This window comes from Streptomyces sp. NPDC051183 (assembly GCF_040682455.1).
Lineage (GTDB): Bacteria > Actinomycetota > Actinomycetes > Streptomycetales > Streptomycetaceae > Streptomyces.
In genome coordinates this window covers 146,135-162,848 of record NZ_JBFBBA010000009.1, presented here as the reverse complement: position 1 = coordinate 162,848, position 16,714 = coordinate 146,135, and the positions used below count along the sequence as shown (strand labels likewise).

17 protein-coding genes are annotated in these 16,714 nt (G+C 72.0%); 14 read left to right on the top strand and 3 right to left on the bottom strand.

All coding sequences use genetic code 11. The features are described from left to right. The first annotated feature begins 33 nt into the window (after nt 1–33). From AB0M99_RS10810 to AB0M99_RS10770, 9 genes are all read left to right on the top strand, one after another. Nucleotides 34–963, top strand: coding sequence for a GNAT family N-acetyltransferase (locus AB0M99_RS10810; RefSeq protein WP_365918778.1), 930 nt, complete (start codon nt 34–36; stop codon nt 961–963). A gap of 106 nt (nt 964–1,069) precedes the next feature. After that, nucleotides 1,070–2,698 (top strand): ABC transporter substrate-binding protein, encoded by a 1,629-nt coding sequence (locus AB0M99_RS10805; RefSeq protein ID WP_365918776.1) that lies wholly within the window; start codon nt 1,070–1,072, stop codon nt 2,696–2,698. Nucleotides 2,699–2,728: 30 nt separating this feature from the next. Beyond that, nucleotides 2,729–3,652, top strand: a complete 924-nt coding sequence (locus AB0M99_RS10800) for an ABC transporter permease (RefSeq protein ID WP_365918774.1) — start codon at nt 2,729–2,731, stop codon at nt 3,650–3,652. Next, nucleotides 3,645–4,661 carry an ABC transporter permease gene (locus AB0M99_RS10795; RefSeq protein WP_365918772.1) on the top strand — a complete coding sequence of 339 codons (1,017 nt, stop codon included), beginning with the start codon at nt 3,645–3,647 and terminating at the stop codon, nt 4,659–4,661. Before AB0M99_RS10800 ends, AB0M99_RS10795 begins: the two co-directional genes overlap by 8 nt. 12 nt (nt 4,662–4,673) lie before the next feature. Then, nucleotides 4,674–5,648: an ABC transporter ATP-binding protein gene (locus tag AB0M99_RS10790; RefSeq protein WP_365918770.1), complete on the top strand. Its 975-nt coding sequence runs from the start codon at nt 4,674–4,676 to the stop codon at nt 5,646–5,648. Next, the gene (locus tag AB0M99_RS10785) at nt 5,641–6,729 is read left to right on the top strand and encodes a dipeptide ABC transporter ATP-binding protein (protein WP_365918768.1); all 1,089 of its coding nucleotides are present in this window, start codon (nt 5,641–5,643) and stop codon (nt 6,727–6,729) included. The genes AB0M99_RS10790 and AB0M99_RS10785 overlap by 8 nt, the downstream gene beginning before the upstream one ends. 437 nt (nt 6,730–7,166) lie before the next feature. Continuing rightward, nucleotides 7,167–7,361: a hypothetical protein gene (locus AB0M99_RS10780; protein WP_365918766.1), complete on the top strand. Its 195-nt coding sequence runs from the start codon at nt 7,167–7,169 to the stop codon at nt 7,359–7,361. Between the two features lie 24 nt (nt 7,362–7,385). Next, the gene (mshB, locus tag AB0M99_RS10775) at nt 7,386–8,282 is read left to right on the top strand and encodes an N-acetyl-1-D-myo-inositol-2-amino-2-deoxy-alpha-D-glucopyranoside deacetylase (protein WP_365918764.1); all 897 of its coding nucleotides are present in this window, start codon (nt 7,386–7,388) and stop codon (nt 8,280–8,282) included. Beyond that, the gene (locus AB0M99_RS10770) at nt 8,279–8,662 is read left to right on the top strand and encodes a DUF6113 family protein (protein ID WP_365918762.1); all 384 of its coding nucleotides are present in this window, start codon (nt 8,279–8,281) and stop codon (nt 8,660–8,662) included. Before mshB ends, AB0M99_RS10770 begins: the two co-directional genes overlap by 4 nt. A gap of 251 nt (nt 8,663–8,913) precedes the next feature. On the opposite strand, the gene AB0M99_RS10765 is transcribed toward AB0M99_RS10770, so the two are convergent. After that, nucleotides 8,914–9,345: a hypothetical protein gene (locus tag AB0M99_RS10765; RefSeq protein ID WP_365918760.1), complete on the bottom strand. Its 432-nt coding sequence runs from the start codon at nt 9,343–9,345 to the stop codon at nt 8,914–8,916. A gap of 403 nt (nt 9,346–9,748) precedes the next feature. Between AB0M99_RS10765 and AB0M99_RS10760 the strand changes: the two genes are divergently transcribed. The 5 genes from AB0M99_RS10760 (at nt 9,749) to AB0M99_RS10740 (ending at nt 14,857) form a co-directional block, all read left to right on the top strand. Next, a complete protein-coding gene (locus tag AB0M99_RS10760) occupies nt 9,749–11,239 on the top strand; it encodes a hypothetical protein (RefSeq protein WP_365918758.1) in 1,491 nt (496 codons plus the stop codon). A 139-nt stretch (nt 11,240–11,378) separates the two neighbouring features. Next, nucleotides 11,379–12,338, top strand: a complete 960-nt coding sequence (locus tag AB0M99_RS10755) for an ABC transporter ATP-binding protein (RefSeq protein ID WP_365918755.1) — start codon at nt 11,379–11,381, stop codon at nt 12,336–12,338. Beyond that, entirely contained in the window at nt 12,335–13,090 is a 756-nt protein-coding gene (locus AB0M99_RS10750; protein WP_365918753.1) for an ABC transporter permease, read from the top strand. Before AB0M99_RS10755 ends, AB0M99_RS10750 begins: the two co-directional genes overlap by 4 nt. Before the next feature lie 25 nt (nt 13,091–13,115). Continuing rightward, the gene (locus tag AB0M99_RS10745) at nt 13,116–14,243 is read left to right on the top strand and encodes a histidine kinase (RefSeq protein ID WP_365918751.1); all 1,128 of its coding nucleotides are present in this window, start codon (nt 13,116–13,118) and stop codon (nt 14,241–14,243) included. Continuing rightward, on the top strand, nt 14,240–14,857 hold the full coding sequence (locus tag AB0M99_RS10740) for a response regulator transcription factor (protein ID WP_365918749.1): 618 nt from the start codon (nt 14,240–14,242) through the stop codon (nt 14,855–14,857). The genes AB0M99_RS10745 and AB0M99_RS10740 overlap by 4 nt, the downstream gene beginning before the upstream one ends. Before the next feature lie 35 nt (nt 14,858–14,892). Here the strand turns inward: AB0M99_RS10740 and AB0M99_RS10735 are convergent, their stop codons facing one another. Together AB0M99_RS10735 and AB0M99_RS10730 are read right to left on the bottom strand one after the other, a co-directional pair. Beyond that, nucleotides 14,893–15,672, bottom strand: a complete 780-nt coding sequence (locus tag AB0M99_RS10735; protein WP_365918747.1) for a transglutaminase-like domain-containing protein — start codon at nt 15,670–15,672, stop codon at nt 14,893–14,895. Nucleotides 15,673–15,680: 8 nt separating this feature from the next. Then, complete coding sequence (locus AB0M99_RS10730) at nt 15,681–16,670, bottom strand: GNAT family N-acetyltransferase (RefSeq protein ID WP_365918745.1); 990 nt, start codon at nt 16,668–16,670, stop codon at nt 15,681–15,683. Nucleotides 16,671–16,714: the final 44 nt, after the last annotated feature.

Here is a 16,714-nt window from a genome sequence, read left to right as displayed (position 1 = left end):
GACCGAGACCCAGCACGACCAGCGGGGGTTCGCATGCTGACCGTGAGGCCCGCCGGGCCCGGGGACGCCGCGGACGTGTGCGCCCTCCTCAACGCCGTCGACGTGATCGAGATCGGCCGCCCCGAGACCGACCTGGGCACCGTCGAGGCCGACCTCCTGCACCCCGGCGTCGACCTCGCCACCGACTCCTGGCTCGCCTTCGCCGACGGGCGGCTCGTCGCCTACGGCCTGGTCTGGGCCGACTCCGGTCCCGGCCGCATCGACTGCGACCACTACGTACTGCCCGGCCACGACGAGGCCGCCGTCCGGCTGCTGGAGCTGATGGAGGCCCGGGCCCACGAGATGAACGGCGGCGAGCGGGAGGGCCGGCTGCGCCTCCAGCTCAACGCGAAGCCCACCCTCGACCTCGGCCTGCTCACCGCCCGCGGCTACCGCACCGTCCGCCACTACCAGGTGATGACCCGGGCCCTCGACGAGGCCGCCGCCACCGCCCCGGCGGCGCCCCCCGGGCTCACCCTGCGCGACTGCGCCGCCGACGAGGCCGACCGGAAACGGGCCCACGCCCTGGTCGAGGAGACCTTCGCCCGGCACTTCGGCCACGTGGACCGCCCGTACGAGGCCTGGCTGGACCACATCGACGGACGCGGCCTGGACTGGTCGCTGGTCTGGATCGCCGGCCTGCCCGGCCACGGCGACGTCGGGGTCCTGCTGACCCGGGACGACCGCACCAGCATGGGGTGGGTGAGCCACATCGGCGTCGCCGAGCACCTGCGCGGCCGGGGCATCGGCTCGTACCTGCTGCGCCACGGCTTCGCCGCCTACGCGGCGCGCGGCCGCGACACCCTGGGCCTCGGCGTGGACACCGACAACGAAACCGGCGCACTCGCGCTGTACGAGGCGCACGGCATGGCCGTGCACTTCGCGGTCGACACCTGGGAGCTCCCTTTGCACTCGCAGGGGTGACAGGCGCTCGGCGCGCGGGTGCAATCGGTCCAACCGGGAGTGCACGGAACCCCATATGGGGTGACATTGGCCCCAAGTGAGTCTTGGGATCCATAGGAGGCACTCCATGCGCGGAGCCACCCACGCCAAGTGGGCCGCATGTGCGGTGGCCGTCGCCCTCGCGGCGACGGCCTGCGGCGGCGGAAGCGACAGCGGCGGGGGCGGTGGCGCGGGAATCATCAGCTCCTCGTGGGGTGACCCGCAGAACCCGCTGGAGCCGGCCAACACCAACGAGGTGCAGGGCGGCAAGGTCCTCGACATGCTCTTCCGGGGCCTGAAGCGGTACGACCCCAAGACCGGCGAGGCCAAGAACATGGTCGCCGAGAAGATCGAGACGACCGACAGCCAGAACTTCACGATCACATTGAAGGACGGCTGGAAGTTCAGCAACGACGAGCCGGTGACCGCCAAGTCCTTCGTGGACGCGTGGAACTACGCGGCGGACGTGCGCAACAAGCAGAACAACTCGCCGTTCTTCTCCGACATCGTCGGCTACGACGACCTGCACCCCGCCTCCGGCGACCCCAAGACCAAGACCATGTCCGGTCTGGTCGTCAAGGACGACAAGACCTTCACGGTCGCCCTCAAGGAGAAGTTCTCCACCTGGCCCGAGACCCTCGGCTACCAGGCGTTCTCCCCGCTGCCCCAGAGCTTCTTCACCGACCACGCCGGCTGGCTGAACAAGCCCGTCGGCAACGGCCCGTACACGGTGGACTCGTACACCAAGGGCACCGGCATGAAGCTGCGCAAGTGGGAGGCGTACACCGGCGAGGACAAGGCGCAGAACGGCGGCGTGGACCTGAAGGTCTACACCGACAACAACACCGCCTACACCGACCTGATCTCCGGCAACCTCGACCTCGTCGACGACGTCCCGGCGCAGCAGCTGAAGAACGTCAAGAACGACCTCGGCGACCGCTACATCAACCAGCCCGCCCTGATCATCCAGACCCTCACCTTCCCGCTGTACGACGCCCAGTGGAGCAAGCCGGGCATGGAGAAGGTCCGCCAGGGCATCTCGCGGGCCATCAACCGAGACGAGATCACCAAGCAGATCTTCCGCGAGACCCGAACCCCGGCCAAGGACTGGACCTCGCCGGCCCTCGGCGACAAGGGCGGCTTCTCCGCCACGGCCTGCGGCGACGCCTGCGCCTACGACCCGGCCGAGGCCAAGAAGCTCATCCAGGAGGGCGGCGGACTGCCCGGCGGCAAGGTCACGCTGACCTCGAACGTCGACACCGGATCGCACCGCGACTGGATGGACGCCGTCTGCAACAGCATCAACAACGCGCTGGGCGAGGGACCCGTCTGCACGGTCAACCCGGTCGGCACCTTCGCCGACTTCCGCAACCAGCAGAGCAGCTTCAAGCTGACCGGCCCGTTCCGCTCCGGCTGGCAGGCCGACTACCCGCTGATCCAGAACTTCCTGGAGCCGCTCTACTACACCAACGCCTCCTCCAACTACGGGAAGTTCAACAACAAGGACTTCGACGCCCTCGTCGACGAGGCGAACCGGGAGAGCGACGCGGCCAAGGCCACTGGCAAGTTCCGCGACGCCGAGAAGATCCTCGCCGAGCAGATGCCGTCCATCCCGCTCTGGTACCAGAACGGCAGCGCCGGCCACTCCGAGCGGATCTCGGACGTGGCGCTCAACCAGTTCAGCGTTCCGGTCTACGACCAGATCAAGGTCAGCTGACCCACCGACGGATCGATCCTGGAGCAGTCCATGGGACGTTATGTGATCCGGCGGCTGCTCCAGATGATCCCGGTGTTCATCGGCAGCACGTTCCTGATCTTCTTCATGGTGTACGCGCTCGGCGACCCGGTCGCGGCCCTCTTCGGGGACAAGGCCCCCGACCCCGCCACCGCCGCGCGCATCCGCAAGGACCTCTACCTCGACCGGCCCCTGTGGGAGCAGTACCTCCACTACATGGGCCAGATCTTCAAGGGCGACTTCGGCACGGCCTTCAACGGACAGAAGGTCACCTCCCTGATGTCCACGGCCTTCCCCGTCACCCTGCGTCTGACCATCGTCGCGATCGTCATCGAGATCATCGTCGGCATCACCCTGGGCGTGGTCAGCGGCCTGCGCCGCGGCAAGGCCATCGACACCACCCTGCTGGTGCTCACCCTCGTCGTCATCTCGGTGCCCACCTTCGTCACCGGCTACCTGCTCCAGTTCCTCTTCGGGGTCAAGTGGGGCTGGGTGCGGCCCACCGTCTCCCCGGACGCCCCCTTCGACGAGCTGATCCTGCCCGGCATCGTCCTCGCACTGGTCTCCCTCGCGTACGTCACCCGGCTCTCCCGCACCTCGATCGCCGAGAACGTGAAAGCCGACTACGTGCGCACCGCCGTCGCCAAGGGCCTGCCGCGGCGCCGGGTCATCACCCGGCACCTGCTGCGCAACTCGCTGATCCCCGTGGTCACCTTCATCGGAACCGACATCGGCGCCCTGATGGGCGGCGCGATCGTCACCGAGCGGATCTTCAACATCCACGGCGTCGGCTACCAGCTCTACCAGGGCATCCTGCGCAACAACGCCCCGACCGTGGTCGGCTTCGTGACCATCCTCGTCATCGTCTTCCTACTGGCGAACCTGCTCGTCGACCTGCTCTACGCGGTCCTGGACCCGAGGATCCGTTATGCCTGAGCCCGAGCGCCCCGAAGACCGCGGCGGCTACGACCCCGTCGGCCCCCGCCCGAACGAGGCGATGTCCCCGACCGGACAGGGCGGGGCCATGGACCTCGCCCTGGAAGAGGCCGAAAGCATCGAGGGCATCGCGAAGGGCCCCGGGCCGGACGCCCGGACGGAGAAGGCCCGGTCCCTGTGGTCCGACGCCTGGCACCAGCTGCGCCGCAACCCCGTCTTCATCGTCTCCGCCCTGCTGATCCTCTTCCTCGTCGTCCTCGCGATCTGGCCGCAGCTCATCGCGAGCGGCGACCCCCTCAAGTGCGACCTGTCCAAGTCCCAGCAGGGCTCCGCCCCCGGCCACCCCTTCGGCTACGACACCCAGGGCTGCGACGTGTACACCCGTACCGTCTACGGCGCCCGCGCCTCCATCACCGTGGGCATCTGCGCCACCCTGGGGGCCGCCCTGCTCGGCTCGGTGCTCGGCGGGCTCGCCGGGTTCTTCGGCGGCTGGGGCGACGCGCTGCTGTCCCGGGTCGCGGACATCTTCTTCGGCATCCCGGTCGTCCTGGGCGGCCTGGTGTTCCTGTCCGTCGTCACGAGCACCACCGTCTGGCCCGTGGTCGGCTTCATCGTGCTGCTGGGCTGGCCGCAGCTGGCCCGCATCGCCCGCGGCTCGGTGATCACCGCCAAACAGAACGACTACGTCCAGGCCGCGCGGGCGCTCGGCGCCGGCAACGGCCGGATGATGCTGCGGCACGTGGCGCCCAACGCCGTCGCGCCCGTCATCGTCGTCGCCACCATCGCGCTGGGCACGTACATCGCCCTGGAGGCCACGCTGTCCTTCCTCGGCGTGGGCCTGCGCCCGCCCACGGTCTCCTGGGGCATCGACATCTCGAACGCGGCCTCGCAGATCCGCAACGCCCCGCACATGCTGCTCTACCCGGCGGGCGCGCTGAGTCTGACCGTGCTCGCCTTCATCATGCTCGGCGACGCGGTGCGCGACGCCCTCGACCCCAAGCTGCGCTGAGGAGCCCCGCACATGCTGCTCGAAGTCCGCGACCTCCATGTGGAGTTCCGCACGCGGGACGGAGTCGCCAAGGCCGTCAACGGCGTCAACTACTCGGTGGACGAGGGCGAGACGCTCGCGGTGCTCGGCGAATCCGGCTCGGGCAAGTCGGTGACCGCGCAGGCCGTGATGGGCATCCTGGACGTGCCGCCGGGCCGGATCGCGGGCGGCGAGATCCTGTTCAAGGGCAAGGACCTCCTGAAGATGAAGGAGGAGGAACGCCGGAAGATCCGCGGCGCCGACATGGCGATGATCTTCCAGGACGCCCTGTCCTCCCTCAACCCCGTGCTCAGCGTGGGCGCGCAGCTCGGCGAGATGTACGAGGTCCACCGCGGGATGTCCCGCAAGGACGCCCGGGCCAAGGCCGTCGAGCTGATGGACCGGGTGAAGATCCCGGCCGCCAAGGAACGGGTGGGCGACTACCCGCACCAGTTCTCCGGCGGCATGCGCCAGCGCATCATGATCGCCATGGCGATGGCCCTTGAGCCCTCGCTGATCATCGCGGACGAGCCGACGACGGCGCTGGACGTCACCGTGCAGGCCCAGGTCATGGACCTGCTCGCCGAGCTCCAGCGCGAGCTCAACATGGGGCTCATCCTGATCACCCACGACCTGGGCGTGGTCGCCGACGTCGCCGACAAGATCGCCGTCATGTACGCCGGCCGGATCGTCGAGGCGGCCCCGGTCCACGAGATCTACAAGGCGCCCGCCCACCCGTACACCCGGGGCCTGCTGGACTCCATCCCGCGCCTGGACCAGAAGGGCCAGGAGCTGTACGCCATCAAGGGGCTCCCGCCGAACCTGCTGGCCATCCCGCCCGGCTGCGCCTTCAACCCGCGCTGCCCGATGGCGCAGGACGTCTGCCGCAGCGACGTCCCGCCGCTGGCGCCGGTCGCGCGGGACCGCAGCAGCGCCTGCTTCTTCTGGAAGGACTGCCTCGGTGCCTGAAGCCATCCTCGAAGTCCGGGACCTGGTCAAGCACTACCCGCTGACCCGGGGCATCCTCTTCAAGAAGCACGTCGGCGCGGTCAAGGCCGTGGACGGGGTCTCCTTCGACCTGGGGGCCGGCGAGACCCTCGGCATCGTCGGCGAGTCCGGCTGCGGCAAGTCCACCGTCGCCAAGATGCTGGTCAACCTGGAGCGCCCGACCGCCGGCGCGATCCGCTACAAGGGCGAGGACCTCACCAAGCTCTCGGGCCGCGCCCTGAAGGCCGTCCGCCGCAACATCCAGATGGTGTTCCAGGACCCGTACACCTCGCTGAACCCGCGCATGACGGTCGGCGACATCATCGGCGAGCCGTACGAGATCCACCCCGAGGTGGCTCCCAAGGGCGACCGGCGCCGCAAGGTCCAGGACCTGCTGGACGTGGTCGGCCTGAACCCGGAGTACATCAACCGCTACCCGCACCAGTTCTCCGGCGGCCAGCGCCAGCGCATCGGCATCGCCCGCGGCCTCGCCCTGCAACCGGAGATCATCGTCGCGGACGAACCCGTCTCGGCCCTCGACGTGTCCGTCCAGGCCCAGGTCGTCAACCTGCTGGAACGGCTGCAGAACGAGTTCGACCTCTCCTACGTGTTCATCGCCCACGACCTCTCGATCGTGCGGCACATCTCCGACCGGGTCGGCGTGATGTACCTGGGGCGGATCGTCGAGATCGGCACCGACACCCAGATCTACGACCACCCGACCCACCCGTACACCCAGGCGCTGCTCTCCGCCGTTCCGGTCCCGGACCCGCAGGCCCGCGCGCACCGCGAGCGGATCATCCTGACCGGCGACGTGCCCTCCCCGGCCAACCCGCCCTCGGGCTGCCGCTTCCGCACCCGCTGCTGGAAGGCCCAGGAGCGCTGCACCGTGGAGGTGCCGCTGCTGGCGGTACCGGAGGTCTTCCCGTCGGGGCCGGCGGCCCACCCCTCGGCCTGCCACTTCGCGGCCGAGAAGCAGGTGGTCCCGCAGACCGGTCCGGACGCGCCCCCGCCTCCGCCCCCGCCGCCCCCGCCGCCCCCGACTCCGCTGACCAAGGAATAGGGAGCAGGGCGCCGGGCCTTGAGGCTCATGTCGGCCATACGGGTGGTTTCATCCCGTACCGGCCGGAACCGCGACAATGCCCGACCCGGGCCGCCGCTCATTTCTCGCCACCCCTGCGAACCCGTCCCGAACGCCACCGACACCACCGCAACGCGGTTAACACGTAGGCAACTTGACCGTTTTCGCCCCGAGATCTGGGGCGGGCAGCCTGAGGGCAGTGCGGCCGTGCGGGTGCCGACAGCCGGCCGGGGAGGCGTACAGACTCCCCGGTCGGCGTTTTCGTGCCCCCGGGCGTGCGCGGCATGCGCCCCTCGTGCTGCCGGAATTCGATCGATGCGCTGGTACGGATAGTTATGATCCGTAGCGCACGGTGGGTATGAGTCTGCCGAGCACCGAGTACGCGTACCGATATCCGCTCGACGTGGAGGTGAAACGCCGTGGCACTCTCGATCTCGGCCGTGGTGCTGCTGGCGGTCATCGTCTTCCTACTGGTCCGCAGGTCGGGCCTGAAGGCGGGACACGCGGTGGTCTGTGTATTGCTCGGCTTCTATCTGGCGAGCTCGACGATGGCCCCGACGCTCGACCAGCTCACCACGAACGTGGCCAGCATGATCAGTGGCCTCAAGTTGTAGGACTCGCCTCGTAGTCTTGGCCCCATGAACGGTCTTCCCGCCCGGCGCCTCCTCCTCGTGCACGCGCACCCGGACGACGAGTCGATCAACAACGGCGTCACCATGGCCAAGTACGCGGCCGAGGGTGCCCACGTCGCCCTGGTGACCTGCACCCTCGGCGAGGAGGGCGAGGTCATCCCGCCCGGCCTCGCCCACCTGGCGGCCGACCGCGACGACGCCCTCGGCGCGCACCGCATCGGCGAGCTCGCCGCGGCGATGGCCGAACTCGGGGTCACCGACCACCGGTTCCTCGGCGGCCCCGGCCGCTTCCGGGACTCCGGGATGATGGGCGCCGAGCAGAACCGCCGGCCGGGCGCCTTCTGGTCCGCCGACGTGGACGAGGCCGCGGCGTACCTCGTGGAGGTGATCCGCGAGCTGCGCCCGCAGGTCCTGGTCACCTACGACCCGGACGGCGGTTACGGGCACCCCGACCACATCCAGGCCCACCGCGTCGCCATGCGGGCGGCCGAGCTGGCGGCGGAGCCGACGTACCGCCGCGACCTCGGAGCCCCGCACGCGATCGGGAAGGTCTACTGGAACCGCGTCCCGCGCTCGGTCGTCGAGGAGGGCTTCGAGCGGCTGCGCGAGGCCGGGGCGAAGGTGCCCTTCCCGGGGCTGGCGGCTCCGGACGACGTGCCCGGGGTGGTGGCCGACGAGCGGATCACCGCCGAAATCGAGGCGGACGAGACCGCCGTGGCGGCCAAGGCGGCCGCGATGCGCGCCCACGAGACCCAGATCGCCGTGGACGGCCCCTTCTTCGCGCTCTCCAACGACCTGGCGCAGCCGCTGTTCGCCCGCGAGTACTACGAGCTGGTCGAGGGCCGGCCGGGCGCCCCGGCGGGCGAGCGCGAGCGGGACCTCTTCGCGGGGGTGCAGGCATGAACGGGACGCTGACACCGGGCCGGATCGCCGTCCTGCTGGGCTTGTTGGTCGCGGGCGTGCTCACCGGGACGGCCGGCTGGCTCGTGGTGGACCTGTGGTTCCCCGGCGGGCTGGTGCTGGCGCTGCTGGCCCTCTTCGGGCTGTTCCTGGGCGGCCGGATCGCCGTGGGGACCGGGCTCGGGGTGGGCGTGGGGGTGATCGGCTGGTTCCTCGCGTACGTGATCCTCAGCGTGCCGAGGCCGGAAGGCGACTTCCTGCTCAGTTCCGCCGGAATCGGCATGTATGCCTATCTTTTGGGCGGGGCCGTGCTCGCTGTGATCTGCGCCACGATGCGCGGTGCGGGGGACAGGCCGGTTTCGGCCGCGCGGCCCGGCAGGTGACGTGCCGTTGAACTCCGCCGGAGTGCGCGTTGACGGAGGGTCGGGGGCGGCTCGGGAGGCACTTGGAAGGGGTCAAGGGGAACCCTTCATTCCCGGGGGTCAGTTGCGGGCGGGCGGCGGCCAGTATGGTGGACGGGCCGCCGAGCTGCCCGCGCACGGTATGACGGGCGGCGGAGCCAACCGGGAGAACCTGCCTTGAGTCGTGAAACTGACAGTTCGTCCTCCGGGCCCAAGGGGCACGGTGGAGCCGCTTACCCCTCGGGGACGCCGCCGTATGGAACCGGCCAGTATCCGTCCACGGACGCTACCGCGACCGCCCCGGAGGGGAACTCTGTGACTGCCAAGCCGTCCACGCCCGATTCCGACGGGCCGAAGACCGAGACCACCCTGACGACCCGGATCCGGATCAACATCCCGGGTTCGCGGCCGATTCCGCCCGTGGTCGTACGCACTCCGGTCGCGGCGGCGGCCGCCGAGCCGGCCCCCGAGCCCGCGCCCGAACCCGTCGCGGAGCCCGAGCCGGCGCCGGCGCCGGCGCAGGCCGCGCAGGAGGAGGCGGCCAGCAACTGGTTCGCCCCGCGCAAGGCGGCCACGCCGCCGCCCCCGCCGCCGGGTGGGGGTGCGGGCGCGGGTGCTCCCGCGGGCCCGCGCCCGGGCGCTCCGGCGATGGGCGGCCCGAGCATGGGCGCTCCGACTGCGGGTGCTCCCTCGATGGGCGCCCCGGGCATGGGCGCTCCCGCCATGGGTGGCCCCTCGATGGGCGCTCCCGCCATGGGTGGCCCCTCGATGGGCGCTCCCTCGATGGGTGCTCCGAGTATGGGCGCTCCCGCCATGGGTGCCCCCGCCATTGGTGCCCCCTCAATGGGTGGCCCCGCGACGGGTGCTCCCACGACGAGTGCTCCCCCGATGGGTGGCCCTGCCATGGGTGCCCCGAGTATGGGTGCTCCCGGCATGGGTGCTCCGGCTACGGGTGCCCCCGTGATGGGTGCTCCGAGCGCGGGCGCTCCGAGCATGGGTGCTCCCGGCGTGGGTGCTCCGGCGATGGGTGCCCCGAGCATGGGTGCTCCGGCTGCGGGTGCTCCCGCCATGGGCGCTCCCGCCATGGGTGGGCCGGGGCGCGGTCCCGGTGCAGGTCCCGCGGGTCCGCGTCCGGGTGCACCGGCGGGTCCCGGCCCCGCCCCCGGCCCCCGGTTCGACCCGGCGGGCCCCTCCGGCCCCGGTTTCACCTCGGCTCCGGCCGGCGGCGACCCGGGCTATGGCCCCGGCCCAGCCGGACCCGTCTTCGACACTCCCGCCCAGGGGTTCGCGGCCCCCGCCGCGCCCGGGGTCCGGCCGGTCGGCGGGCCCGGGGTCGGCACCACCCAGGGCTTCCCCGCGTACGGGAACGGCCGCCCGGGCGACGCCCCGACCGGCCCCACCGGCGGCCCCGCGCTCGGCACCTTCCCCGTCGACGAGCAGCCGCCCCGCTGGCCCGGCCCCGAGCTGGACACCCCGGGACGCCCGGGCCCGGGCCCGGGCCCCGCCCCGACCCCGCGGCCGGTGCCCACCCGGATCACCGCCGCCCCGGAACCGGCCGACCAGGCCCCGGCCCCGGCCAAGGCCCCGGCCAAGGCGGCCGCCACCGCCAAGCCCGCCAAGAAGGGCCGCAACAAGCTCGTCCTGCTCGGCGGCGCGGTCGTCGCCGTCATCGGCCTGGCCTACGGAGCCGGCCTGCTCCTGAACCACTCCGACGTCCCCAAGGGCACCACCGTCCTCGGCGTCGACATCAGCGGCAGCCGCGACGAGGCCGTGTCCAAACTCCAGACGGCCTTCGGCAACCGCGCCGCGGCCCCCCTGCAGCTCAGCGTCGGCGGCAAGCAGGTCGAGCTGAAGCCCGACAAGGCCGGCCTGGTCCTGGACAGCCAGACCACCGTGCGCAATGCGGCGGGCAGCGACTACAACCCCGTCACGGTCATCGGCTCGCTCCTCGGCAACGAGCGCGTCGCCGACCCCGTGATGCCGGTCGACGAGGAGAAGCTCCAGGTCGCCCTCCAGGAGCTCGCCGGCGCCGCCGGCTCCGCCACCGAGGGCACCATCACCTTCGACACCGGCAAGGCCGTCGCCGTACCCGGCAAGGCCGGCTCCACGCTGGACGTGGACGGCTCCGTCAGCCTGGTCAAGAAGGCCTTCCGCGACATGGTCGCCACCGGCCAGGCCGCCCCGGTCGAACTCCCGGTCGCCACCAAGCAGCCGGTCATCGACCAGGCCGAACTGGACCGGGCCATGAAGGACTTCGCCGAGCCCGCGATGTCGGCGACCGCCACCGTCAAGGCGGGCGTCAAGTCCATCCCCTTCGGCGCCAAGTCCCTGCCCAAGATCCTCAGCATGCAGGCGGTGGACGGCCACCTCGTCGAGAAGTACGACCTCGAAGCCCTCAAGGCGACCTACGGGAGCACCTTCGACGGCGTGCTGATCATGCGCGGCAACGGCCAGAAGACGGCCGTCACCCCGCAGGACGTCGTCGGCGCCCTCGGCAAGGCCCTGCGCGGCAAGACCCCCGCGGAGCGCATCGTCACCATCGACACGAACCCGAGCTGACGCTCGCGCCAGCAGGTCGGAGCCCCTTCCCGGACCCCCGGGGAGGGGCTCCGTCACGTCTCCCGCATGACATCCGTCATCCGCCCTCGACGACGGCCGACACTGCCGCGCGTACCCACGTACGAGCGAATCTTGAGCCATGACGACGACGACCGCGAAGTACTCCACGGCCGCCACGGACACCGGCACCGGCTGCGGGACCGTGGTGAGCTTCCGCAACGTGACCAAGAGCTACGGCCCGGTCCGGGCGGTCGACGGCCTCTCCTTCGAACTCCACCCGGGCGAGACCGTCGCACTGCTCGGCCCGAACGGGGCCGGCAAGTCCTCCACCCTCGACCTCCTGCTCGGCCTGCGTCCCGCCGACTCCGGCTCCGTCAGCCTCTTCGGCGCCACCCCGCGCGAGGCCGTCGCGGCCGGCCGGGTCGGAGCCATGCTCCAGACCGGCGGCCTGATGGAGGACGTGACCGTACGGGAACTCGTCGCGCTCGCCTGCGCCCTGCACCCCCGCCCCCACCCGGTCGACCAGGTGCTCGGCCTCGCCGGTGTCGCCGAGATCGCCGGCCGCATGGTCAACAAGCTCTCCGGCGGCCAGGAGCAGCGCGTGCGCTTCGCGCTCGCCACCGCCGGCCGGGGCGACCTGATCGTGCTCGACGAGCCGACCACCGGCATGGACGTGACCTCCCGCCAGGCCTTCTGGGCCACGATGCGCCAGCAGGCCGCCGAGGGCCGCACCGTCCTCTTCGCCACGCACTACCTGGAAGAGGCCGACGCCATCGCCGACCGGGTCATCGTGCTGCACAGGGGTCGCGTGCTCGCGGACGGCACCGCGGCCGAGATCAAGGCCAGGGCCGGCGCCCGCCGGATCGCCTTCGACCTCGCGGAGGGCTCCTTCGACGAGGGCGCCCTGCGCGCGCTCCCGTACCTGACCGGCTACGAGCGGCACGGCGAGACCGTACGCCTCCAGTCCGCCGACGCCGACGCCACGGTCCACGCCGTCTACGCCCTGGGGCTGCGCCCCCGCAACCTGGAGGTCGCCGGCCTGGGCCTGGAACAGGCCTTCATCGCCCTCACCGAGGCCGAGGAGGCCGACGCATCATGATCGACAACGGCACCGCCAGGCTCGTCCGGCTCGAAGTCACCCGGGCCCTGCGCAACAAGAAGTACCTCTTCTTCACCGTCCTCTACCCGGCGGCCCTCTTCCTGATGCTCGGCGGCACCCTGGACGGCACGACGAAGGTCATGGGCACGGACCTGACCATGCCCGCCTTCTACATGGTGGCGATGGCCTCCTTCGGCGCCCTGACGGCCGTCCTGATGGGCAACAGCGAGCGCATCGCCAAGGAGCGGGAGAAGGGCTGGGTCCGCCAGCTGCGGCTCACCGCCCTGCCCGGACGCGGGTACGTCCTTGCGAAGACCGCCAGCGCCGCCGTTCTCTCCCTGCCCTCGATCCTGGTCGTCTTCGGCGTCGCCGCGGCCGTGAAGGGCGTACGGTTCGAGGCCTGGCAGTGGCTCGCCCTGACCGGCTCCATCTGGGCCGGCAGCCTCGTCTTCGCCGCCCTCGGCGTGGCCATCGGATACCTGGCGTCCGGCGACAACGTACGCCCGATCACCATGCTGTGCTACTTCGGCCTCTCGATCCTCGGCGGCCTGTGGATGCCCACGACGAACTTCCCGCAGTGGCTGCGCGACATCTGCGCATGGCTGCCGACCCACGCCTACGCCGGCCTCGGCATGGCCATCGAGCAGGGCGGCGCGCCGCACGCCAAGGACGTCGCGATCCTCGCGGTGTACTTCGTACTGTTCACTGGTGCCGCCGCCTGGCTGTACCGCAAGGACTCGTTGAAGGCATGACGGCCGTGAGTGGGGCGAGAAGACGATGATCGGAGTCCCGCCGCAGACCCGCCGGCACCGGATCGTGAAATCGCTGTGGATCGGCCTGTGGCTCTTCTACCTCAGCGCACCCGTCACCGACCTGATCAGCGGCGGACACAGCCCCGGGGTCCGGCTGCTCGGCGGCCTGGGCCTCGCGGCCTTCGTCGCCTGGTACCTGGTCCTCGTCTTCCGCACCGCCCGGCGGATGCCGGAGGGGAGGGTCCTGGCCTCCGTGGCGGTGCTCTCCGCCCAGGCCACGGTCCTCTCCCTGACGCTGGGCCGCGAGTGGCTCGTGCTCTTCGTCTACGTGTCCATCTCCTCCGGCGCCGCGCTGCCCGGGGAGATCTCCCGCTGGACGGTCCCCGGCGCGACCGCGCTGCTGACGGCGACGGCCTTCGCGGTGCCGGGCGGCGACGAGTACCTGGCCGGACTGCTCATCCCGGCCCTGATGGGCGGCTTCGCGATGGTCGGCGTCCGCGCGATGATCCGGACCACCCTGGAACTGAGCGAGGCGCGCGCCACGGTGGCGCAGCTCGCCGCCAACGAGGAGCGGCTGCGGATGGCCCGGGACCTGCACGACCTGCTGGGGCACTCCCTGTCGCTGATCACGCTCAAGAGCGAGCTGGCGGGGCGGATGCTGCCCGCGGACCCCGGGGCGGCGGCCCAGCAGGTCGCGGACATCGAGCGGGTCAGCCGCCAGGCCCTGGTCGACGTACGGGAGGCCGTGAGCGGCTACCGCCGGCCGACCCTGCCCGGCGAACTGGCGGGCGCGCGGACCGCGTTGACCGCGGCCGGCGTGCAGGCCGCCCTGCCGGCCGAGCTCACGGCGGAGCTGACGGAGGAGCAGGAGAGCGCCCTGGCCTGGTCCCTGCGCGAGGCTGTGACGAACGTGGTCCGGCACAGCGGGGCCAGGCGCTGCACCGTCACCCTGGAGACCCGCCACACCCTGGCGGGGCCGGTCGTGGAGCTGGCCGTCACGGACGACGGAGCGGGCGGCCCGGCCGCCGCCGGCAACGGCCTGACGGGCCTCACGGAACGCCTGGAGGCGGTCGGAGGCACCCTGTCGGCAGGCCCCGCGGGCAAGACGGGCTTCCGCCTCCTCGCCAGCGTCCCCCTAGGATCGGGCACATGACCCCACGACCCATCAGGATCCTCCTGGCCGAGGACCAGGCGATGGTCCGGGAGGCCCTGGCGGCGCTGCTCGGCCTGGAGCCGGACATCGAAGTGCTGGCCCAAGTCGCCCGCGGGGACGAGGTGGTGGCGGCCGCGCGGGCGCACGACGTGAACGTCGCGCTGCTGGACATCGAGATGCCGGGCATGACCGGCATCGAGGCGGCCGCGGCCCTGCGCAAGGCCCTGCCGTCGCTGCGGATCGTGATCCTGACGACCTTCGGCCGCCCCGGCTACCTGCGCGGCGCGATGGAGGCGGGGGCCTCGGCCTTCCTGGTCAAGGACGCGCCGGCCGCCCAGCTCGCGCAGGCGGTGCGCAAGGTCCTGGCGGGCGAGCGCGTCATCGACCCCACCCTGGCCGCGGCGGCCCTCGCCGAGGGCGCGAACCCGCTGACGGACCGGGAGCGGGAAGTGCTGCGCGCGGCGGAGAGCGGCGCGACCAACGCCGAGCTGGCGGACCTCCTGCACCTGTCCCGGGGCACGGTCCGCAACTACCTCTCGACCGCGATCCAGAAACTGGCCTCCCGCAACCGCGCCGAAGCCGTCCGCACGGCCCGCGAAAAGGGCTGGCTCTGACCGACCCGGGCGGAGCCCGAGCTCTGCCCGAGGGGTCAGTTCAGGAGGGCCCGGGCCGCGGAGGCCTCGGCGCGCAGGCGGGACGCCGCGGCGGTGTCCACCGCCGCCACGACCTCGGCGTACGCGTCGAGCTCCGTCGCGCCCTCGACGAACGACCCCCGCTCCACCAGCAGCCGGGCCCGCTCGTACCGCAGCGACGCCGGATGCGAAGGCAGCAGCAGGGACAGGTCCAGTGCCCACAGCGCGACCGCCGACTGCTCCGGCCGGGTCTGCGCCCACGCGCGGATGTTGTTCAGGATCCGCAGCACGATGTCCAGCGTCCGCGCGGGCGACCGAGGCCCCTGCGCCAGCTCCGCCGGGCCGGCCCCCAGGGAGGCGCCGCCCGCGAACGGGTCCACCACCACCCCGTCCTCCGGGTCCCCGAAGCCGACCACGAAGTGCCCGGGCAGGGCCAGCCCGTACACCGGCGCCCCCGCCCGCCGGGCCACCTCCAGCCAGACCACCGACAACAGGATCGGCAGCCCCCGCCGGCGCCGCAGCACCTCGTGCAGCAGCGAGGAGGAGAGCCGGTCGTAGTCCGCCGGGGTGCCGTGGAAGCCGAGCCGCCCGCCCAGCAGCTCCGTCACCGCCGAGGCCCAGGCCCGCCCGTCGCGCAGCCCGTACGGCAGCATCCCGGCCAGCCGGTCCAGCTCGATCTGCGCCCAGTCCATGGCCCGTTCGTCCAGGTCCGGATCCGCCTCCGCGGCGAGCAGCAGGCACAGCACCGCCAGGTCGGGCCGCTCGGACCGCGCCTCCCGCGCGAACTGCTCGCGCACCCCGGAGCTCACCCCGCCGCCGGGCGGTAGTGGTGGTACGAGTGGTGCGTCGCGAAGCCCATCCCGTCGTACAGCCCCCGCGCCCCCGCGTTGTCCGTCTCGACCTGGAGCCACGCCGCCGACGCGCCCTCCTCCAGCGCCCGCGCCGCCAGCGCGGCCATCACCGCCGTCGCCAGGCCGCGCCGCCGGTACGCGGGATCCACCGCGACCGCCGCGAACCCCGCCCAGCGGCCGTCCACCACGCACCGCCCGACGGCCCGGCCGCCGGCCAGGTTCGCGAACCACACCGACGGGCCCTCCACCAGCATGCGCCGGGCCAGCTCCGGGTCCCGGACCCGCCCGTAACGGCCGAGCCAGTCCGCGTCCGGGGCGCGGGTCAGGCGTACCTCCGGTGCGGCGGGAGAGTCCGCGTCCGCCAGCGGGGCCAGGGCGGCGACCCGCACCTCGGCGGACACCTCGGCCGCCCAGCCCCGGGCCTCCAGCTCCGCGCACAGCAGCTCCTGGGTGCCCGCGGCCCCCGTCGCGGCCTGGACGTAGGCCGGAAGTCCTCTTTCCGCGTACCAGGAGGTCACTCGCGCGAGTGCTTCGTCCAGCGGGACCCCCGGGTCGCCGAGCGGGAGCACGGAATTGGCCCGGCGGGTGAATCCCCGCGCCGCGCGCAGCGTCCAGTCGCCCAGGGGCTCGCTCTCCAGCGGCTGCCAGGACCGCGCGGCGACCCTCGAAAGCTCCTCGAAGGAGGCCGCAGGCCCCCTCCGGCGGGCCGGTGCCGCCGGTACGGTCTTGCCCGCGACCAGCGCCGATTCCGCGATGCGGACGGACTCGCCGGTCTTTCGTGTGATCGTCAGCACACCCTCGTTCCAGGATGTGAGAACGCCTACCGTGTCCGTGAACGCGGGGGACCCGCTCCGCCCGCTCTCCACCCGTCGTACAGACACTCGTTTACCCACGTCAGCAGGGGTAATACGAATCTCCAGCAGCCCGCCGGCAGTGATTTCCACAGCTCTGTCCGCCCCTCCTGTTCGGATCGTGCCCGGGAACGGAG

What these genes read in the sequence shown, in the direction of transcription:
- AB0M99_RS10810 (WP_365918778.1), top strand. Translation starts at nt 34, where the DNA reads ATGCTGACCGTGAGGCCCGCCGGGCCCGGGGACGCCGCGGACGTGTGC.
- AB0M99_RS10805 (WP_365918776.1), top strand. Translation starts at nt 1,070, where the DNA reads ATGCGCGGAGCCACCCACGCCAAGTGGGCCGCATGTGCGGTGGCCGTC.
- AB0M99_RS10800 (WP_365918774.1), top strand. Translation starts at nt 2,729, where the DNA reads ATGGGACGTTATGTGATCCGGCGGCTGCTCCAGATGATCCCGGTGTTC.
- AB0M99_RS10795 (WP_365918772.1), top strand. Translation starts at nt 3,645, where the DNA reads ATGCCTGAGCCCGAGCGCCCCGAAGACCGCGGCGGCTACGACCCCGTC.
- AB0M99_RS10790 (WP_365918770.1), top strand. Translation starts at nt 4,674, where the DNA reads ATGCTGCTCGAAGTCCGCGACCTCCATGTGGAGTTCCGCACGCGGGAC.
- mshB (WP_365918764.1), top strand. Translation starts at nt 7,386, where the DNA reads ATGAACGGTCTTCCCGCCCGGCGCCTCCTCCTCGTGCACGCGCACCCG.
- AB0M99_RS10770 (WP_365918762.1), top strand. Translation starts at nt 8,279, where the DNA reads ATGAACGGGACGCTGACACCGGGCCGGATCGCCGTCCTGCTGGGCTTG.
- AB0M99_RS10765 (WP_365918760.1), bottom strand. Translation starts at nt 9,345, where the DNA reads ATGCTCGGGCCGCCCATCGCCGGAGCGCCCGGGCGCGGGCCCGCGGGA.
- AB0M99_RS10760 (WP_365918758.1), top strand. Translation starts at nt 9,749, where the DNA reads ATGGGCGCTCCCGCCATGGGTGGGCCGGGGCGCGGTCCCGGTGCAGGT.
- AB0M99_RS10755 (WP_365918755.1), top strand. Translation starts at nt 11,379, where the DNA reads ATGACGACGACGACCGCGAAGTACTCCACGGCCGCCACGGACACCGGC.
- AB0M99_RS10750 (WP_365918753.1), top strand. Translation starts at nt 12,335, where the DNA reads ATGATCGACAACGGCACCGCCAGGCTCGTCCGGCTCGAAGTCACCCGG.
- AB0M99_RS10745 (WP_365918751.1), top strand. Translation starts at nt 13,116, where the DNA reads ATGATCGGAGTCCCGCCGCAGACCCGCCGGCACCGGATCGTGAAATCG.
- AB0M99_RS10740 (WP_365918749.1), top strand. Translation starts at nt 14,240, where the DNA reads ATGACCCCACGACCCATCAGGATCCTCCTGGCCGAGGACCAGGCGATG.